The following is a 19,507-nucleotide window of genomic DNA, read 5'->3' as shown; positions in this document are numbered from 1 at the left end:
ATGTTCATATGTTGTGATTTGTAAACTGACCCCATTTTTGCCGACTGACGCCTTTCCGCATTACGTGTTCCGGATGCTGAAACACGGAGTTTGTCCTCGGTCATTCGGGTTCCTGTTTCCGCGGGGCGGATTTTGAATATGGTTTGGATAAAGAACGAATGAAAAAGAAGAAGTGGTCAAAAACCGCCAAGGCGGCAGATATGGAATTTTCCCAACAACAGGCTAACCCTGGTCAAGTGGACGGGGAAGGCCACGGCGGAGGTTCTTGTTTCCCTCATTGGGAGGGGGGTAAGCCGGGATTGCCGCCATGGCCGTTTTCCGTAGTTCCGGGACCGGCTGCGGCATCCCAGGAATTGCTTGGGCTGGCCTGCATGATGATGTGCCGGAGAAGGGGGCGCGCCTTGATTGCTTCCCGCTGTTTTCTTCCTGCCGCGGATCGACGGTTTCATGCCAGCCGGGTTCTTGTGGCAGGAGGAAGTTTTTTCCAGGTTTATTCCGTGGGAGGAATGGCGGTCAGTGGCTCAGGCGCTCGATCCATGCCCGCGTTTTCAAATCCGTTTCCGCCATTTTTTTTGCCCGGTGGAGCAAAGTTCCCATGGATTTGGGAATGCCCATGTGCAGCCGGTTGCTGATCCATGCATACGGTACCAGCGTGCTTTGCCTGACGGCCAGGGCGATGATGAGTTTGGACGGGTGGCTGTAGGGCGTGGCCAGCAGCTCCTCCTCCGACAGGCCGAATGCTTTCAGCCCGTTTTTGACGATGATTTCCGCCTGGTATTCCCCGATCTCCGACGCGCGCATCCCTGTCGTGACGGGCTTTCTGCGCGCCAGCCGGGGAAGTTCCCCCACCAGCCTGGCACGGAAGGCGCTGGAGCCGTAGCACCAGCCCCGTTGGACGGTGCCGGGGCCTACATGGCCGGCGGGCAGCAGGGAGCGTTCATCCATGCGTTCCGCTTCAAAACGGCCCATCAGATGGTTGAGGTACTTTTGGCGGCCGTCTTCCGTGTCGTCGCAGCCGAAGCAGACGAGGCCGCGTTCCGGATGAATCCATTTGGGCCTTTTGGCGGGAGAGTCCAGCCATGCGGGCAGGCTCGTCCATTTGCAGCCGGAAAGGAACGTGTGGCGGCGCGCCAGGCCGGACCGGGCCGGGTTCAGGTGGATGTAGTCAATGATGGTTGAAAAATAGTGAGCGTTATCCGCTTCCACCACCATGGCGTGGTATCTGCCCGCGAACAGATGCCCACGCATTCGGTGGCGCGCGTTAAAACGCTGGGTATAAGCGGTCTGGAGCCATTTCATGCCATCCACCAGATTGGCGCGCGCGGTTTGGAAAAGAATGTGGTAGTGATTGGCCATCAGGGCGTAGGCGTACACGGTCCATCCGCTTCTGCGGGACGCCTCCTGAAAAGTCCGCAGAAAAATTTCCCTGTCTTCGTCATCCAGGTAAATGGCGTCTCCGCGGTTGCCCTCGCTCTGCACGTGATAGACTGCTCCGGGGTATTCTATTCTCAGGGTACGGCTCATGCCGGAAGCGTACCGGAAAAGGTCTGAAATGCAAGTTTGTTGTTATTTTTAACCTGACCCCTATTGTAAAAAAAGAGGAGGAAAAAAATGCTCTTCCCGGCTCGTCCGCGTTTTCCGGAGGAAGCAAATTTTGCCGGAGGGGCTCCGGGCAGAGGCCCTCGGAAGAAGCCGGATTCACTTTTCGCAATGGCGGCAGGGCGCTTGTGCCGGAGAAATCATGCCTCTGCCCCGTGTTTTTCATGAAGGGAACCCCAAATACGCCGTTCCCCGGATGCCATGCCCGGATAAGGCGTGAAAGGAAAGCGGGACGCCGCCGGAGTTGGAGAAAGGGGAAATATCTTTTGACCGGGCAGGGGGGCTTGAACAGGCATTTCCCGTAATTTGAGGGAAGGAGCGGCGTTTTTTCCAGTATTTCAACGGATATAATGTAGAAAGGCCGCCCCCCTTATTGCAGCTTTTCCCTGCGCATGATCTCGGAGAGCACCAGATAGAGGTCCGTCTTGTTGACCACGCCCAGCAGAAGGTCGTTGTTCGGGTTCACGAGGGCCAGGGATTCCGCGCAGTGGGGGCGGGAGAAAATGCCCAGCGCTTCCGGAAGGTGCATGTCCGCAGGAAGCGTAGGCATGTCGCTGCGCAGCACATCCATGGCCAGTACGGCCTGGGCCAGCTCCTTGTTGCGGGCAAAGGCCGCCACGTCTTCCGCCACCACGCTGCCCAGGTATTTGCCGGCCGGGGATGTGACGAAGATGGGCTGGGCCGGATTTTTGATGAGCATGGCGGCAATGGTGCCGAATTTGTCCAGGGGATGCACCACGGGCGGGTTCTTGCGCGCTACATCCTGAAGCTGCACCTGGGCCAGGGGTTTGTCAAAGGTGCTTCTGGGGCCGAAGGCCAGGGAATCATGGTACATGGACTGGGCCCTGGTGAGCCTGGCCATTCCGTAGGAAACCAGCACGCCGATAATGAGGGGGAACATCATCTGCCCGGCCATGGTGAATTCCACCACCAGCACCAGAGAGGTGATCGGGGCATTGGCGGCTGTCGTGAAAAAGGCGGCCATGCCCACCAGGGAATAGGCGATGGCATGGTCACCGGGCACGCCCAGCTGGGTAAGAGCCGCGCTGAACAGGAAGCCGCAGACGCTCCCGATAGTCAGGCTGGGCGTCAGGGCGCCCCCCACGGTTCCCACGCCGAAAACGATGGCGACGGTGAATATTTTCAGGAACAGCAGGACAGCGGCTCTCGCGGCGTCAAATTCATAATTAATGAGGGAAGTGATGATATTTTTGCCGTTCCCTACGATTTCCGGGTAAAAGATGGCGATGACGCCCACCAGCACGCCCGCCGCCGTCAGGCGCACGGGCAGCCACTGGCGCTTGCCGTTCAGGTATTGGCGCGATTTTTTGAGGATGAGGAGCCAGAAACTGGCGACCAGCGAGGCCAGGGCTCCCAGCAGCACGCACCAGAGCACATGCTGGTTGCCCGCCAGGGAGACTTCCTGCTGGAGCTGGTAGATGGGGGCGGGTTCATGGAACAGGCCCATGGTGAAATAGCCCGCGCAGCTGGCCACGAGCAGGGGAGCCAGAAAATCAATGGTCAGCGCGCCCAGAACGATTTCACTTACGAACAGGCCGCCCGCCAGGGGCGTATGGAAGGCGGAGGACATGCCGGAGGCGGCGGCGCAGGCCACCACCAGGCGCAGGCGGGGCGCGGAGAGGTGAAAGAAACGCCCCAGGGCGGAACCCGCTACGGCGGCAGCCTGCACCAGCGGGCCTTCACGGCCGATGGAGGCGCCGGAACCTACGGAGAAAACAGCGGACAGGGAACGCAGAAGGCTGGGCTTGGGAGGCACGTATCCGTTGCCCAGCGCCACGGCTTCCATGTATTCCGTTGCCTTGGCCGGCACAAAACGGTGGGTGAAAAGGAGCGTAAGACCCGCTAAAAGGCCGCCCGCCGCCGGGACGAAGATGCACCAGGCCGGGTCCTGGCCGGCCATTTCCTGAAAGACCTGAATTTGCCTGTAGCTGGTCCGCCCCGTCAGGACGTCCTGCACCAGTTCCACGCCCATTTCAAAGACAAGGGCCATCAGGGCGCCCAGCGCGCCGACGACGACCGCCCAGATGAAGATGACCTGCTTGTCTCCCAGCTTGACTTTTTCACGCAGGCTCAGCGCCATGCGCAGCCATGACCAGGAAAGATGCGTCTTCTCCGCAGGCTGGTTTTTCTTGTCCGTCATTGCAGGGCTTGTTGAAGGGACGCCAGGAGGCCGGCTTCATCTCCCGTCCATTCCCCGTTGGGGCCCAGGGGGGCGTTTTTATGCCACCGCAACAATTTCTGCATGGTGGTCAGGTAGCCGGTCACCATGGAGGCGGGAACGCCCAGCATCACAATGAGGTGCGCGCTGCGGGAATCGTCCGGCCAGAGGACGCCCTCAGGGCTGATGCCTACGGTGACCTGCATGGAATCCAGCGCGCTGGTGCGTCCGTGAGGGACGGCCAGGCCGTGGTCCAGATAAGTGGTCTGCGTTTCCTCGCGCAGAAGAACCGCATTCCTGATGTGCCTTAGCTGTCGGTCGTCAAGGACTTCCGACATGGAATCCGTCAGGGCTTCCAGAGCCTGTGCCTGAGTGGTTGAGGGCTGGAACGTGCGTACGTGAATTTGAAGATTGTCTGCCACCGGGTCTTCAGAAAGCTTTTGGTTTCTCATTCTATGAAGGGAACTATGATTATCAAGGAAATTCTGGCCTGCATGCGGGGAAGGAGGCTTTCCCCCGTGAACGGAGGCGGGAAAAAGGGGCCGGAAACCTTTCCGGAGGGGCTTTTTTGACACAATAGCGGCGGAAGAACCCTCTTTTAGGCTTTTTCTCCGGCGGGAATAAAGCTACCCTGCCGCCATGATGCAGGATTCAGAGGTCATCAAACTCGTCAAGCCCGTACCTTCCGACCGCCTGGCAACGCAGGTGCTGGTGGCATGGTACCATGCGGTGCGTCCCAGGTGGAAGAAGCCTCTGGATCTGGCCATTACGGCCTTTTTTATGTTGATGACGCTGTATTCCTTTTCCCTGCGGCCTCTGCCCTTATTCGCCTGGCTGTCCCTGGCCGGGGTGCTGATGGCGATTATCCTGTCCTGGTTTTACGTTCCCTTCCTGGCAAAGGCCGCTCTGGCCGCCAACAAAAAAGTGCCCATGTACCATCAGGAAAAGGATTACGTTTTCCATGAGGACTACCTGACGTTCTCCAGCAAGGGCGTAGATCCCATGAATATTCCCTACGACCGTTTTTCCACGTTGTGCAGGACGCGCCACGCGCTGCTGTTCCTGTTCGGCAAGAAGCTGGTGCTGTGGCTGCCGCTCCATCTCATGAATGCGGAACAGCTGGAAAGCATCATGCGCAGGTTCCGGAACCATGGCGTGGAAGTGCGGGATATTTCCTGATGCGGAGGGGCGGCCTGCGCGTTCCTGGAAGGAAAGGGCGAATTTGCCGTTTCAGCGCCTTTTTTGTTGAGCGCGGGAGGAAAACGGGTAGGGTGTCTCCATGTCACGTTACCATGGAGAACAGGTTCTGGTGGTTCCCCGCGCCGCCTTTGAGGAGGCGGGCTATTTCCAGGGACACCGGAAAGGCGGGGATCATTATCTGAATGCGTTCATGAAGCCGGGCGTCGCCTCCTTCATGGACCGGGAGGCCGCGGAAAACGATCCTTCCCACAAGCAGATCATCGCCTATGCCATTTTCTGCCACAGGGGCCGCATTCTGCATTACACGCGCGGAGGTTCCGGTGGCGAGGCCCGCCTGCATGACAAGGGGTCCATCGGCATCGGAGGCCATATCAATCCGGTGGACCGCCAATCCGGCCATGACGACGTGTCCACCTATCTGGCCGGAGTGGAGCGCGAAATCCGCGAGGAACTGGTTATTGACGGGAGCTGCACCCAGCGGGTGCTCGGCGTGATTAATGACGATACCAATGAGGTGGGGGCCGTGCATCTGGGCATTGTCCACCTGTTTGAGCTGGATACGGACCGTGTGCGCGCGAATGAAGCGGCCCTGGCCAATCTCCGTTTCGTGTCTCCGGAGGAACTGTCCGGGGAAATGTTTGAGAAACTGGAGACCTGGTCCCAGCTTGCGTTGGAATTGTTTAAAAGAAGGGAAGACTGAAAAAACGCTCCTTGAGCGGCGTTACCGTTTTTTCTTTAATAGAAAAGCCCCCGCAGGCGTTATGCCGCGGGGGCTTCTTTGTTCCATCAGGGCCTGAAGAAAACGAAGGGCCGTTGATGAAATATTTTTTCCGTGCCGCTGCTGAATGCATCCAGACAGGCCGGCTCCGGGGAAAGCGCGTTCTTCGGGAATAATCGCGCGGCCCGTCTGGCGGGCGGACGAAAGTTTAAGCCCTGCGGCGGCGCATCAGCAGGATGCCCAGGCCCAGCAGGCCGAGAGAGGCCGCAGCCGGTTCCGGAACGGCGCTCAGGGCGTATGCCTTCATCTGCTCTTCTGTCAAAACCGCCGTGTACAGATCAAAATTGTTCAGGGTATATTCCCCCGTGATTCCATTCGGGACGGACCATGTGTTTCCGGTGGCGTCTTTGGCGGAGAAATTGATCTGAGTCATGTTCTGGTTGCTGAAAGCGGCTGAGCTGCTGAGGTCTCCCAGCGTGGTCAGTGTGGACGTGTCGTCCCCCAGCATGGCGGAGATGGAAACATTTCCCCTGTTGAATGTGTAAAACAGGGTCAGGGGGGTGCTGGCGGAATAACCGGAAAACGTTTGCGTTTTCCAGGGGGAGGAGGCAGCTGGATTTCCGCCATAAGCAAAACCTCCGGCGCAAAGAGTGAGATTGCCGGACTCCGTAAGCTGAAATCCCAGACCTTCCAGATTTTTGTAAGAGCCGGTGTTGTAGGTAAACAGCAACCCTACATCTGAATTTGAAGTGGCTCCCAGCCCGGAAATGGTGAATGCCATCGTCCAGCTGTATGCGTTGTTTAAGCTAATAGTTGTGGGGGATGACACAGACAGTGTATCGCCGGAGGTTCCGTTATAAACGGTGGTTGCTTTTGAATAAGCCGCGTCCAGACCGTCGATGGAAGCCCCGAAGGACAGGCTGCCTCCTATGGCGGCGATCAGGAGAGCAAGATATTTAGTCTTCATGTGAGTGATTACAACAGTTGCTAAAAATGTTTCCGCGTAAGAAACTTCCGTTTTTTATCGGATTTCTAATCCGCCAACAATTAAAAATATTGAAGATAAATGCGTTGTTTGCCCCAATACATTGATTTTCAGTAGTGTTTCCGGGCGCTGGTCTTTTCCCGGCCCATTTCTTTCGCCATGATTTGCCGAATTTTACTCCTGTTGGGAAGCTCGAATTGCCGCAAACGGATTAGAAATCCGGCGGGAGGCGGCACATCAGCGATGAAAGCGGGAGATGGCTTGTTTTGTTGAAAACGGCGGAATATCGGAATCAACGGTCATGAATTTCTGAAAACGCGATGGAATTGTCCTGCGGCCCGTTGATCGTGAATGAACGGGAATTGGGCAATGCCGATATGGTCTCCGTTTCCGCGGGGAAAAAGGAGAAGGAGCGGTTGAGGGCCTTGCGCTTTCCGGATGCGGGACGGAACAGGAAAAGAGCCCCTCCGTTGGGAATTCCCGTCCCGTGGTTCCTGCTGCCGGGACGGAGAAGGCGGTTGGAGAGCCGCCGTTGTTCACGGGCCGGAAAACAAATCCTCCGGCAAGCTGTGCTTGCCGGAGGGAGAAAAAACAGTCAGGTATATTGCCTGTTGTCAGGGGAAGCGCCTTTATCGCCCGGAAGGGCCATCCATGATAGCCTTGTGGCTCATGTTCCAGCCGCCGCCCAGGGCCGTGTACAGGGAAACCAGCGTGCTGGCGTGCTGGTAATAGTACTGGGAAAGCTGAATCTGCGCGGGGTAGAGGTTCTGCTGGGCGTACAGGACTTCAATGTAGTTGGAAAGGCCTGTGCGGTAGCGCTCAAAGGAGAGTTTTACCGCCGTGTGGTAGGCTTCCACGGCCTCGGACTGGGTGGCGGTGATGCTCCGCAGCTTGTCCCTCTGGATGAGCGTGCTGGAGACTTCCGCCAGGGCGTTGAGAACCGTTTGCTCATAGTCGTTGCTGGCCGCCAGGAATTCCGCCTTGGCCGCTTTTTCGGAGGCCGTCAGCTTGCCCGCCTGGAAGAGGGGGCCGGTCAGATTGGTTCCCAGGCCCCAGCCGCCGCGGCGTCCCTGCACGTGGCGCAGGTCTGCGGAGGCGAGACCGCCCGCCGCCGTCAGGGAGATGGTCGGGAAGTAGTTGGCAATGGCTACGCCCACCTCGGCATTGGCGGCGCGCAGCTTGTATTCGCTCTGGCGGACGTCGGGCCTTCTGGAAAGGATGTAGGCCGGAATGCCGGCGGGAACCTTAACGTTATAGGCGATGTCCCGGGTGCTGCCGGAACGGCGGATATGGCCGGGAGCGCGTCCGGCCAGGACGGAGACCGCGTTTTCCAAATTGGCGATTTGCACCTGAATGGCGGGAATCTGGGCCTGGGAGGAAGCCAGGGCCGCCTTGGCGGAAGCCACCTGGAGCCTGTCGCCCACCTGGCCTTCGAGCTGTTCGTCAAACAGGCGCAGGCTTTCGGAATAGGATTCCACGGATTTCTGCACGATGGCAAGCTGTTCGTCCAGCTGGAGGAGCTGGAGGTAGGAGTCCGCCACCTGGCGGAGCAGGGAAAGCATAAGCGCGCGCTGTCCTTCTTCGGAAGCCAGGTAGTCTGCGCGGGCAGCTTCCGTCATCCGGCGCGTTTTGCCCCAGATATCCAGTTCCCAGGAAATGCCGGCGTCAATCGCCCCTGGCGTCAGTGTGTTTCCGGTAGTCTGGACGATGCCGCCTCCGGTATAGTTGGAGCCTTTGCTGACGGAGCCGGAATAATCCGCCCACGGGAAGAGCGGGGCCTCCGTAATGGTGATGTACTGGCGTGCCTTTTCCACGCGCGCCATGGCGGCTTTCAAGTCGCGGTTATTGTTGTAGGTGTCCGTCAGGAGGTCCTGAAGGTCCTTGTTTTTGAAGACTTTCCACCAGGGCAGGTCCGCAATGGATTCCGTCGCCGCGGGGGCTCCCCTGAATGCCGCGGGCATGGGCATGTCCACCGGTTTGAAGTCGGGGCCCATCATGCAGGAGGAAGCGGCAAAAGCCGTTCCCAGAAGGATGGCGCGTGTGATGTATGGGTTTCTTCGCATATGCGTTGAGTCTGTTTTCAGATGGTTGCAAAGGGGGTTACCCTTTTAATGATTCATGGGCTTCGTGGAACAGATGCTTGCGGGCGATGATTTCATCCGGGTCTTCCGTTTCCACCGTCTTACGGGCGACGCGGACGCGGAAGAGTTTCATGATGAAATAGAAGGAGCACGGAATCAGGAAAATGCCCACGACCGTCGCCATCGTCATCCCGGCAATGACCACGATTCCGATGATATTGCGGGAATAAGCGCCGGAACCGGAGGCCAGCGCCAGCGGAACGCAGCCCAGAATGAAAGCGAAGGAAGTCATCAGGATGGGGCGCAGGCGGATTCTGGCGGCGGAAAGCGTGGCTTCCATCAGCGTTTTGCCGCGTTCCATTTCAATGACGGCGAATTCCACGATCAAAATGGCATTCTTGGCCGCCAGGCCGATGAGCATCACCAGGCCGATTTGCGCGTACAGGTTCAATTCATAACCGAACCAGTACAGGCCCAGGAACGCGCCAAGGGCCGCGATGGGCACCGTCATGAAAATGCTGAGGGGCAGGGACCACCGTTCATACAGGGCCGCCAGGATCAGGAAAACGAAGACGGAGGAGAGCAGGAAAATCTGCACGATGCCGATGCCGTTCTGGATTTTTTCTTCCTGATAGCTCATGTCCGCGTAGCTGTAACCCATGTCGGAAGGCATGCTGGCTTCAAAGGTTTTTTCCAGCGCCTCCATGGCCTGGGAGTTGGAGTAGCCCCGGGCGGGCGTGACCATGAGTTTGGAGGAATTATACAGGTTCTGGCGCAGCAGGAATTCCGGCCCCGTGATATCCGTGATTTTCACGAGGGTGGAGAGGGGGACGGAACTGCCCGTGTTATTCTTCACGTAGAAGTTCTTGAGCATGTCCGTTCCCGTGCGGTCGCTGCCCTGAGCCTGGATGTACACCTGCCACTGCTGGCCGTAAAGGGTGATGTAGTTGATGAACAGGGACCCCATGTAGGCCTGGAGCAGGCTGTTGGCTTCACTGATGCTGACGCCCAGCGTGGCGCATTTTTCTTCATCCAGCCGCACATCCTTCTGTTCCACGGCGAAGGACATCACGCTGCGCACGCCGCCGTTGTTGTTCGGGTCGAATATCGGAAGCTTGTTCGCTTCCTTCACAAAGATGTCCGTCTGTTCCGCCAGGTATTCCGTGCCCTTGCCGTCGCGGTCTTCCAGCATGAAGGTGACGCCGTTGGCGGAACCTACCCCCGCAATGGCCGGAGGCTGGAAGCACATGGTGACCCCTTCGGAAATTTTCGTGGTCAGCAGGGCGTTCAGCTGGGCAGTGACCGCCAGGGCGCTCTGGTCCGGATTGGGGCGTTCCTCCCAGGGCTTGAGCATGACGAAGAAGAAAGCGTTGTTCGTGCTCTGCACGCCCGTCAGCAGGCTGAAGCCGGAAATGGCGATCACGTCTTTCACGTTCGGATTCTGGCGGATGAGTTCGGAGACCTTGTCCGCGGCGGCCGTGGTCAGCTGGAGGGAGCGGGCCTCCGGCATAATCAGGGCCGCGAACAGGTAGCCCTGGTCTTCATCCGGCAGGAAGCCATTGGGGATTTTCTTGGCTACGGGGACAATCGCGTAGGCGATCAGGGCCAGCAGCGGAATGGAGATGATGAGCTTGCGGGTCAGGAAGTGGCACACTTTGGTGTAGCCGCTGGCCGTGGCGTCATAACCGCGGTTGAAAATGCGGTAGAAGAATTTCAGCGGGCCTCCCTTGGACGGATCCTTGGGTTTGAGCAGAATGGCGGACAGAGCCGGGGAGAGCGTCAGCGCGTTGAACGCGGAAATGAGCATGGAAATGGCGATAGTCACGGCAAACTGCTGGAACAGCGTGCCCGTAATGCCCGGCAGCAGCAGGGAGGGCAGGAACACCGCCGCCAGCACCAGGGCGATGGCGATGACGGGCCCGGATACTTCCTCCATGGCGGCGAAGGCCGCCTGGCGGGGCGTAAGGCCGCGCTCCATGTGGGATTCCACGGCTTCCACCACCACGATGGCGTCATCCACCACCAGGCCGATGGCCAGCACCATGCCCATGAGGCAGATGGTGTTCAACGTGAAGCCCAGGAGAGGGAACAGCGCGAAGGTGGCGATGATGGAAACCGGAACGGCGATGGCCGGAATCAGCGTGGCGCGCCAGCCTTGCAGGAAGACGAACACCACCAGAACCACCAGCAGGAGGGCTTCCACCAGCGTGTGCTCGATTTCCTCAATGGAGGCGCGCACGGCCAGCGTGGTGTCCAGCGTCAGGTTGTACTCCATGCCGGCGGGGAAGCTGCGGGAGCGGTCCTCAAAAAGCTTGACCAGAGCGTCCACCGTGTTGATGGCGTTGGAGCCGGGAGCGGCATACACGGCGATGGCGCCGGAATCCCTGCCGTTGTATTTGCTGGATACGTTGTAAGTCTGGGAGCCCAGCTCCACCTTGGCGATGTCTTTCAGGTAAAGGAGCTTGTTCCCCTCCGCACGGATGATGATGTTGCCGAATTCCTCAGCCGTCTGAAGGCGCCCCTTGGTCTGGATGCTGTAGGTGAATTCCGTTCCGGGAGGGGCCGGCTCCGCGCCGATCTGGCCGCCGGGAATCACGGTGTTCTGCGCCTGGATGGCGGACTGGACTTCTCCCACGGAGATGTTCTGGGCGGCCATTTTGGTGGTGTCCAGCCAGATGCGCATGGCGTAGCGGCCCGCGCCGAACACCTGCACGTCGCCCACGCCGGGAACGCGTTTCACGGGGTCCACCAGGCTCACGTAGGCGTAGTTGCTCAGGAAGATGGCGTTCAGGCTGTCGTCCGGAGAATACAGGTTGACCACGGCCAGCGGGCTGCCCGTGGACTGCGTGATGGTGATGCCCATCTGGGAGACTTCCGCGGGAATCTGGGCGGTGGCCTGCCCGTAGCGCATGTAGGCCAGCGTCTGGTCCATGTTGGGGTCCGTGCCTACTTCAAAGACGATGCTCAGGGAGCAGATGCCGTTGTTGGCGTTGGTGGAAGTCATGTAATCCATCCCCACGACGCCGGAAATGGACTGCTCAATGGGGGAGGCTACGGAATTGGCCACCGTCTCCGCATTCGCGCCCGGGTAGGTCGCCTGCATCTTGATGGTGGGCGGGACGATGTTGGGATACTGCTCAATGGGGAGCCCCATCAGGGACAGGCCGCCGAGCAGGATCATCACGATCGAGATGACGATGGCGATGGTCGGGTGTTTGATGAAGAAGCTGGACATGGCTTTAAATCATGAAAATGCGCGGGGAAAAAGGGAAGATGCCGGGTCTCCGGAGAAGGGAGGTTATTTGGCGGACGGCTGGGCTTCTCCATCCTTCATGCCTTCCGGCGTTTTGGCCTTTTCAAAGGACTGGGCCCCTATGGAGGGCATGACGGGCTGGGAAACTACGGGCTTGTAGGGAAGCGGCTTGACGGGGGCGTGCCCCTGCACCTTGGCCGCCTGCATGATTCCCTCCACCACGATGGGGCTGTCCTTCGTGAAGGTGGAATGCGGCATGGGAATGACGTTGATTACCTGCATGCCGTCAACGACGGGGCCGAGGTTGACGACCTGCATGTGGGGAATGTTCTTGTCATCCAGGTAAATGATGAATTTGGCGCTCTGGGCGGACAGAATGGCGCGCGGAGGCACCAGCGCGGCGTTTTCCAGCGTTTTCACCGTGGCGCGGACGCGGACGAACATACCGGGCCGCAGCGTCAGGTTCGGATTGGGAATGTGCCCGACGATGTTGATGGTGCCGGTCTGGGCATCCACATTCCTGTCAATGGCTACGGGTTCGCCCTGCATGGGGTATTCCGTGCCGTTGGCCAGAATCACGTCAAACTTGATGTGCTTCTGACTGGCCAGATTATTGTCCATGGAGTTCAGGAAGTCCCGTTCGCTCACGGAGAAATCCACCCGGATGGGGTCAATGGAGGAAATGGTGGTCAGCGGGGTGGGGCTGGAGGGCGTCAGCAGGTTGCCGATGGAAGGGGTGGCCAGGCCGGCCAGGCCGGAAATGGGGGCTGTAATGGTGGTGAATTTAAGATTGATCCTGGCTTCGTCCACCTGGGCCTTTGCCGTGGCGATGGCGGCTTCCGTCTCCTGGACCTGCTGCAGGGCGTCGTCCAGCTGTTTGCGGCTGACGGAGCCGGTCTTCACCAGCGGGGTGTAGCGTTCCACGTCCAGCTTGTATTTTTTCAGCGTGGCTTCATATTGTTCCAATCTTCCCTGGGCCTGGTCCAGCGTTGCCTGGAACGGGCGGGGATCAATCTGGAAAAGCACCTGGCCCTTCTTGACATAAGCTCCGTCCCGGTAATCCTTGGAAAGAAGGTATCCCGTCACCTGGGAGCGGATTTCGGCATCTTCCGTGCCGCGCAGGGTGCCCACCCATTCCTGCCTGATGGGAACATCCTTCGTGACCAGTTTGGTCACCTGCACTTCGGGAACGAGCGCCGGCGCCTGGGCGGCGGAATCCTTTTCCCCGTCACAGGAAGTTAGCATGATCACCGGGGAGCAAAGGAGCAGGGTTGTTGCGGCAAACGTCAAAGGCTTGTTGTACATAAATGAATGCGGTTGGTTGCGGCTGGTGCCGGAAGGTGCGGCAAAGCGGAAGAATTTTCTCTTCTTTTTCTTACAAAGTCAACGCAAAGATGTGTTCTGAATTCTGCAAAATGTCTGTAACCTTTGCATAATGAAAGGATAATTTAATTAAACAAATGTATAATATGTGGCTTGCGACTGTGCCGTCCGGAAGCGGCGGCCTGAGGCTTTTTGATTTCAGGATGCCAGCCGCCTCTTGCGGAGCATGGCGTCCATGCGCGGTTTTCTGCCCATGAAATCCATGAACTGCCGCATGGGCGGCACCGCGTATCCTTTTTCCAGAATGGTTTCCCGGAATTTTCCTGCCGTTTCCCTGTCCGGTCCTCCGGCCCGTTCAAAGGCTTCGAAAATATCCTTGTCCAGAACTTCAGCCCATTGGTAGGAGAAGTAAAAGGAGGCATAACCCGAAGGGGAGGAAAACAAATGGCGCGCCGTGCGCAGCTTGCCGGCTCTTTTGAAATTTTTGAAATAGTCCATGTCTCCCGCTACGGCGGAATCCACATCATCTAGAGAACCGGAGGAGAAACGTTCCGGTGCCGCATGGACGGCCAGGTCCATCTTGGCGTACAGGAGCTGCCCGGCCAGCGCGAGGGCTGGCGTATTGCCTCGGGAGGCGTCCAGAGAGAGCAGCATCTCCTCCGGAATGGGGAGGCTCGTTTGTTCATGCCGGGCGAAGCTTTTCAGCACGTCCGGACGCCAGCACCAGTTTTCCATGAACTGGGAGGGAACTTCCACAAAATCCCGCGGCACGCTGGTTCCCGCCAGGGAGGAGATGGCAACCCTGGTAAACATCAGGTGCAGCAAATGGCCGAATTCATGGAATAAAGTCCTGACTTCCCGGTGGGTCAGCGTCACCGCGTGTCCTGCCGCGGGCGGGTGAATATTGAGACAGACCATGCCCAGGCGCGGCTTTCCCGGGGTCTCCGGCGTGGACGGGCTGCCCGTGTCCAGGGTGTTCATCCACGCTCCGGCCCGTTTATTGTTACGGGAGTAAAGATCCAGATAAAAGGAGCCCAGGCGGTTGCCGTTGCCGTCGTCAATCGTGAAAAAGCGCACGTCCGGATGCCAGACTTCCACGGCTCCGGCGGATTTGTCTGCCGGGATGCCGGATAAGGCCTGCCGTGCCGGAACTTCCGCTACGCGGATGCCGTACAGCCGTTCCGCCAGGGAAAACAGGCCGTCCAGAACGCGGGGAAGGGGAAAGTAGCGGCGCAGCTCCTCTTGGTCCAGCCGGAAACGTTCCTCCGCCTGGAGATTGGCGTAATAGGCCACGTCCCAGGGATTCAGGCGGGCTTTTTCCTGCCCCGTGCGACGGGCCTTCAGGCGGCGGAGAGTTTCCATTTCACGGAAAAAGGGGGCCCTGATCTTGTCCAGCAGCTCATTGACGAACTTCATGGCGTGTTCCCCGTTTCCCGCCATGCTCTCGCGCAGGGCGTAATCCGGGTACGCCTTATATCCGCATAAATGCGCCTTTTCACGGCGCAGGGAAAGGATTTTCCTGATGACGGGTTCCGTGTCGCATGCTCCCGTGGCCAGAGACTGGTGGTGTTCCCATAAATCCTTCCGGCATTCTTCCCGCCGGGCTTTTTCCATGACCCGGGCGGAAGCCGCGGAATCCAGCGTAAACGTCCAGCCCGGATCGGACTGGCCGGGATGACGCCACAGGAACTCCTCACGCGCCTGTTGCAGGGCGCCTCCGTCTATTCCCTCCAGAAGGGCGGCGTTCCGCACCGTCCAGGTCCAGGATTTCCTGGCGTCCATGTACAAATTGTTGAAACGCTGGGAGGCGAGCGTCAGTTCCCTGTCAATGGCCTCAAGCCGTGCGCGCTTGTCCGGCGGCAGATCCGCGCCGTTGTCCCGGAAGCTCTGCATGCTTAGTTCCATATACCGTTTCTGTTCGGGGCTCAGATGAGTCTGCCGCAGGCGTTCCTCCGCGGTTTTCAGGACTTTCCACAGGGCCTGGTCTTTCGTGACGGAGGAAAGGAAGGCGGACACGCAGGGAGCCACGGAATCCATGGCCTTGCGCAGTTCCGCGCTGTCGCACAGGCTTTTCAGGACATAGGCCTTGCACATGCCTTCCGTAAGGAGGTCATTGCTTTTCTCCAGCGCTCCGAACGTATTTTCATACGTCATTTCCTCCGGACGGAGGCGGCTGATTTCCTCTACGGAGGCCCGGGTGCGGCGCATGGCTTCCTGAATATCCGGTTCCAGCTTGTCCGGAGTCAGCCGGCTCCAGCGGATGGGACGCCCCTTGTCCAGGAAAGGGTGGGCGGAAGAGGCCGCCGGGGAGGGGAGGGCCATGGAGAAAAAGAGGAAAAGGAGGTAGAAACACTGCCTGGGTAAACGCATGGCGGCCATCCTACCGAAAGCCGTTTTTCTCTTCAAGCCTTGCGCTTTTCGTGTCTGCATCCGCGGAAAAGCCGGGCCCCGGTCTTGAACGGTTCCCGGTTTGCATGTATGAACCAGAGGAATGTCCACCAAAATCTTTCTCTATGATACCACGCTGCGGGACGGCGCGCAGAGTGAAGACGTCAACCTGAGCGCGACGGACAAGGTCCGCATCGCCCGCCAGCTGGATTATCTGGGCATGGACTACATTGAGGGCGGCTGGCCTGGCGCCAATCCGGTGGAAACGGAATTTTTCAACGCCATGAGAGGCGTCGAACTAAGGAATGCAAAACTGGCCGCCTTTGGAAGCACGCACCATCCTTCCCATACCCCGGAGACGGATCCCACGCTGAATGCCCTGGTATCCAGCGGCGCGCGGGTAGCCGCGGTCTTTGGGAAATCCTGCCCCCGCCATGTGGAAGTGGCCCTGGGCATTTCCCGGGAACGCAATCTGGAAATCATCGGCAATTCCATCTCCTTCCTTAAAAAAAATATGGAAGAAGCCTTTTTTGACGCGGAACACTTTTTTGACGGTTTCAAGCGGGATCCGGAATACGCCCTGGCTGTGCTCCGTACGGCCCGGGAACATGGCGCGGACTGCCTGGTGCTGTGCGATACCAACGGAGGCACCATGCCGGAGGAAATCAGCTCCATTATCCGGACGGTCAGGGAACGCCTGCCTCTCGCCCCCCTGGGCATCCACGCCCACAATGACTGCGAACTGGCCGTCGCCAACAGCCTGGCCGCGGTAAACAGCGGAGCCATCCAGGTGCAGGGGACCGTCAACGGCATCGGGGAGCGTTGCGGAAACGCCAATCTTTGTTCCGTCATTCCCAACCTCCAGGTGAAGATGAAAGGCTTTTCCTGCCTCAGCGGAGCCTCCCTGACGCGGCTCAAATCCACCGCCGCCTTTGTCTCGGAGGTATCCAACCTGGCGCCCTTCCGGCGGCAGCCTTTCGTGGGGAACGCCGCGTTCGCCCACAAGGGCGGGGTGCATGTCAGCGCGATCATGAAGGAGTCCGCTCTGTACGAGCACATCGACCCTTCCCTGGTGGGGAACGCCCAGCGCGTGCTGATGACGGAGCAGGGCGGCAGAAGCAACATTCTTTCCCTGTCCCGCACCCTGGGCTTTGAACTGGAAAAGGGTGACCCCCTTCTGGACGTGCTTTCCGCCGCCGTGAAGAAGAATGCCGCTCTGGGGTATGACTACGTGGCCGCCCCGGCCAGCGCGGAGCTTCTCTTCCTGCGGCACATGCCGGACAGCGCCCTGAAACCGTATTTCAACATCCTGCGCACCGTGGTGCTGACCTCCCGCCATGAAATGGACCCGGACATGATGGTGGAAGCCTCCCTCAAGCTGGACGTCCACGGCAAGGTGGAGCACACCGCCGCCGGGGGCTTTGGCCCCGTGCATGCGCTGGACAGGGCCCTGCGCCGCGCCCTGACGCGCTGGTATCCGGAATTGGAGCAGATGCACCTCATCGACTACAAGGTGCGCGTGCTTTCCCCTACCCGGACGAACATCCCGGATGCGGAGGATGAAAACGGCACCGGCTCCAATGTCCGCGTGCTTATTGAGTCCTCGGACGGCGTCGCTACCTGGACGACCGTGGGCGTTTCCTACAACATTATTGAGGCCAGCCTGGAAGCCCTGGCGGATGCCGTCACGTACAAGCTCTACAAGACGGAGCAGGCCAGATGGCGTGCGGAATGCTGACGGGCGGCGCTCCTTTCCGGGGGGCTTGGGCGGCCCTCATGGCTTTTTCTTTTCTTCCCGTTCCTCTGCGTGGGAGGGCGACAGCTGAAGAGCTGAAAATCCCCCCTGCCGGTTGGCTGGTCCAGGATGGGAAGGGAAATGATCAACGAGTGCTGTGAACAGGCCCGGACGGCGGCTGTTTTTTTTGAGCCGGGTTATGTTTTCCTGTGCCTCATTCTTTTTGGCCGGTCACGTTGCCGCGGTTAACGCGCGGAGCGCCGGTTTTCAACCAAGTTTGCCCGGAAAACGGATGCGGAAACCCTGCCGGGCAAATAACGGTTTTTCCACGGCTTTTGCCTCACGTCCGCATCTGCCGGGGGTGGGGCAAATAAAATATTGACCCGCCAGCGGGGAAGATTTATCCTGAAAGCCTCATTCAACCAGAGGTAGATTACAGCCGTGGAGGACGATATTATTTGCACAGAAAAAATCATTGCGGAACGCAAGACGTTCTTTCTTGATCTCAAACAGAATGCGCGCGGCAAAGTGGTGCGTATTACGGAAAAGGTGAGTTCCAACCGGGACCGGATTATGGTGCCCGCGGAAATTCTGGACGATTTCATCGCCGCTCTCCAGGATATCCGGGAGACGCTGAAGCAGCAGGGGGAATAAGTTCCCCCTCCCTCCCGTTTTTCTTGAAGACTGCTAGCGGGGCTGCGGCCGTCCCGCCGTTTCTTGGTGTCCGGGTCATTGAAATCCGGCGGTCAAAAAGTCGTTTTGTCTGAATTAGGCGTTGTCAAAAATAAAAAAGGGAGTATCTTTGCTTCCCGGTTTTGACGTCCCCTTTTTTCCTATTCCGGAGTATTCCGCATTCCGGAGGCGCGGGGCCGCAATGTTGATGCAACCACGAATATTTCAGAGATATGACGACACAACAGGAATTGACTCCGGAGTTGATACGGGCTGCGCTGACCACGGTTAAATTTCCGGGGTTCAGCCGGGACATCGTATCTTTCGGGCTGGTGAAAAAGATCGACATTGACGCTGAAAACAACGTCACGATTGATTTGGTGATTGAGAGCAAGAATGCGGATATTCCCCGTTACATTTTTGAAGGCGTTCACGGCGTGATGAAGCATTTGCCCGGCGTGAAACACTGCGACGTCAATATTGAGCATAAGGCTCCGGAAGCCAAAAAGGGAATTAATGACGACCCTTCTACCTGGAAATCCTCCGTTCCCGGCGCCAAGCATGTCATTGCCGTGGCTTCCGGCAAGGGCGGCGTGGGCAAATCCACCGTTTCCGCGAACCTGGCGGTGGCCCTGAGCAAGCTGGGCTATTCCGTCGGCCTGGTGGACCTGGACATCTACGGCCCGTCCATGTCCCTGATGTTCGGCACCAAGGAACGCCCCGGAGCCAATGAGAATGACGAATTTCTCCCGGTGACGGCTCATGGCGTGAAGCTCCTTTCCATGGGGCTGCTGATTAACGAGTCCGATCCTGTAGCGGTGCGCGGCCCTCTGGCGACACGCTACGTCCAGCAGTTCCTGCGCAACGTGGCGTGGGGGGATGTTGATTTCCTGATTCTGGACCTGCCGCCCGGCACCGGAGACATCCAGCTGACCATTGTTCAGACGGCGGAACTGGACGGCGTAGTGGTGGTGACCACGCCGCAGGAAGTGGCGCTGATTGACGCGCGCAAGGCAATCGGCCTTTTTGAACGGGTGAAGACCCCCATTCTGGGCGTGATTGAAAACATGAGTTATTTCCAGTGCCCCTCCGACGGAAAGATTTACCATATCTTTGGCGAAGGCGGCGGCGAACGGGAAGCGGCCAAGCTGGGAGTGCCCCTGCTCGGCAAGATTCCGCTGGATATTTCCACCCGTTCCGGCGGGGACGAAGGCCGCCCCGTGGCTTTGGAAGATCCCGGGCAGAACCCGGTTTCCGCCGCGTTCCGCCAGGTGGCGGAACAGTGCGCCCGCGTGGTGCTTAACCGTTGAATGACCGACGGGGCAGGATGCCCCGGCACGGTGGACAACCCTTAACTTTAAAGCCGGATTGGAG

13 protein-coding genes are annotated in these 19,507 nt (G+C 58.8%); 5 read left to right on the top strand and 8 right to left on the bottom strand.

The genetic code is table 11. The annotated features are described in order from the left end of the window. Positions 1-513 precede the first annotated feature (513 nt). From CI070_RS01830 to CI070_RS01820, 3 genes are all read right to left on the bottom strand, one after another. Entirely contained in the window at positions 514-1,524 is a 1,011-nt protein-coding gene (locus tag CI070_RS01830) for a transposase (RefSeq protein ID WP_094137173.1), read from the bottom strand. A 445-nt stretch (positions 1,525-1,969) separates the two neighbouring features. Further along, complete coding sequence (locus CI070_RS01825) at positions 1,970-3,760, bottom strand: chloride channel protein (RefSeq protein WP_094137172.1); 1,791 nt, start codon at positions 3,758-3,760, stop codon at positions 1,970-1,972. Further along, a complete protein-coding gene (locus CI070_RS01820) occupies positions 3,757-4,230 on the bottom strand; it encodes a PTS sugar transporter subunit IIA (protein WP_094137171.1) in 474 nt (157 codons plus the stop codon). The genes CI070_RS01825 and CI070_RS01820 overlap by 4 nt, the downstream gene beginning before the upstream one ends. Before the next feature lie 187 nt (positions 4,231-4,417). On the opposite strand from CI070_RS01820, the gene CI070_RS01815 reads away from it, so the two are divergent. Together CI070_RS01815 and CI070_RS01810 are read left to right on the top strand one after the other, a co-directional pair. Beyond that, positions 4,418-4,957 (top strand): hypothetical protein, encoded by a 540-nt coding sequence (locus CI070_RS01815; protein WP_094137170.1) that lies wholly within the window; start codon positions 4,418-4,420, stop codon positions 4,955-4,957. A 100-nt stretch (positions 4,958-5,057) separates the two neighbouring features. After that, the gene (locus CI070_RS01810; protein WP_094137169.1) at positions 5,058-5,678 is read left to right on the top strand and encodes a hypothetical protein; all 621 of its coding nucleotides are present in this window, start codon (positions 5,058-5,060) and stop codon (positions 5,676-5,678) included. Positions 5,679-5,904: 226 nt separating this feature from the next. On the opposite strand, the gene CI070_RS01800 is transcribed toward CI070_RS01810, so the two are convergent. The 5 genes from CI070_RS01800 to CI070_RS01780 all read right to left on the bottom strand — a co-directional run bounded on the left by CI070_RS01800 (position 5,905) and on the right by CI070_RS01780 (position 15,708). Further along, positions 5,905-6,663, bottom strand: a complete 759-nt coding sequence (locus tag CI070_RS01800) for a PEP-CTERM sorting domain-containing protein (protein WP_094137167.1) — start codon at positions 6,661-6,663, stop codon at positions 5,905-5,907. Between the two features lie 647 nt (positions 6,664-7,310). Then, positions 7,311-8,744, bottom strand: a complete 1,434-nt coding sequence (locus CI070_RS01795) for an efflux transporter outer membrane subunit (protein ID WP_094137166.1) — start codon at positions 8,742-8,744, stop codon at positions 7,311-7,313. Between the two features lie 37 nt (positions 8,745-8,781). Then, positions 8,782-11,997, bottom strand: a complete 3,216-nt coding sequence (locus CI070_RS01790; RefSeq protein ID WP_094137165.1) for an efflux RND transporter permease subunit — start codon at positions 11,995-11,997, stop codon at positions 8,782-8,784. A gap of 63 nt (positions 11,998-12,060) precedes the next feature. Continuing rightward, the gene (locus tag CI070_RS01785) at positions 12,061-13,320 is read right to left on the bottom strand and encodes an efflux RND transporter periplasmic adaptor subunit (RefSeq protein WP_094137164.1); all 1,260 of its coding nucleotides are present in this window, start codon (positions 13,318-13,320) and stop codon (positions 12,061-12,063) included. Between the two features lie 216 nt (positions 13,321-13,536). Next, entirely contained in the window at positions 13,537-15,708 is a 2,172-nt protein-coding gene (locus tag CI070_RS01780; protein WP_179218542.1) for a M3 family metallopeptidase, read from the bottom strand. Between the two features lie 121 nt (positions 15,709-15,829). On the opposite strand from CI070_RS01780, the gene cimA reads away from it, so the two are divergent. The 3 genes from cimA to CI070_RS01765 all read left to right on the top strand — a co-directional run bounded on the left by cimA (position 15,830) and on the right by CI070_RS01765 (position 19,443). Next, on the top strand, positions 15,830-17,464 hold the full coding sequence (gene cimA / locus CI070_RS01775) for a citramalate synthase (RefSeq protein WP_094137162.1): 1,635 nt from the start codon (positions 15,830-15,832) through the stop codon (positions 17,462-17,464). Positions 17,465-17,902: 438 nt separating this feature from the next. Next, positions 17,903-18,115 carry a DNA/RNA-binding protein gene (locus tag CI070_RS01770; RefSeq protein ID WP_012421062.1) on the top strand — a complete coding sequence of 71 codons (213 nt, stop codon included), beginning with the start codon at positions 17,903-17,905 and terminating at the stop codon, positions 18,113-18,115. A 251-nt stretch (positions 18,116-18,366) separates the two neighbouring features. After that, entirely contained in the window at positions 18,367-19,443 is a 1,077-nt protein-coding gene (locus CI070_RS01765) for a P-loop NTPase (RefSeq protein WP_094137161.1), read from the top strand. Positions 19,444-19,507 lie beyond the last annotated feature (64 nt).

The organism is Akkermansia muciniphila (assembly GCF_900184965.1).
In the GTDB taxonomy this organism is placed as follows: domain Bacteria; phylum Verrucomicrobiota; class Verrucomicrobiia; order Verrucomicrobiales; family Akkermansiaceae; genus Akkermansia; species Akkermansia muciniphila_A.
The sequence above is the reverse complement of the archived record's forward strand: the minus strand, read 5'-3'. Positions and strand labels throughout refer to the sequence as shown.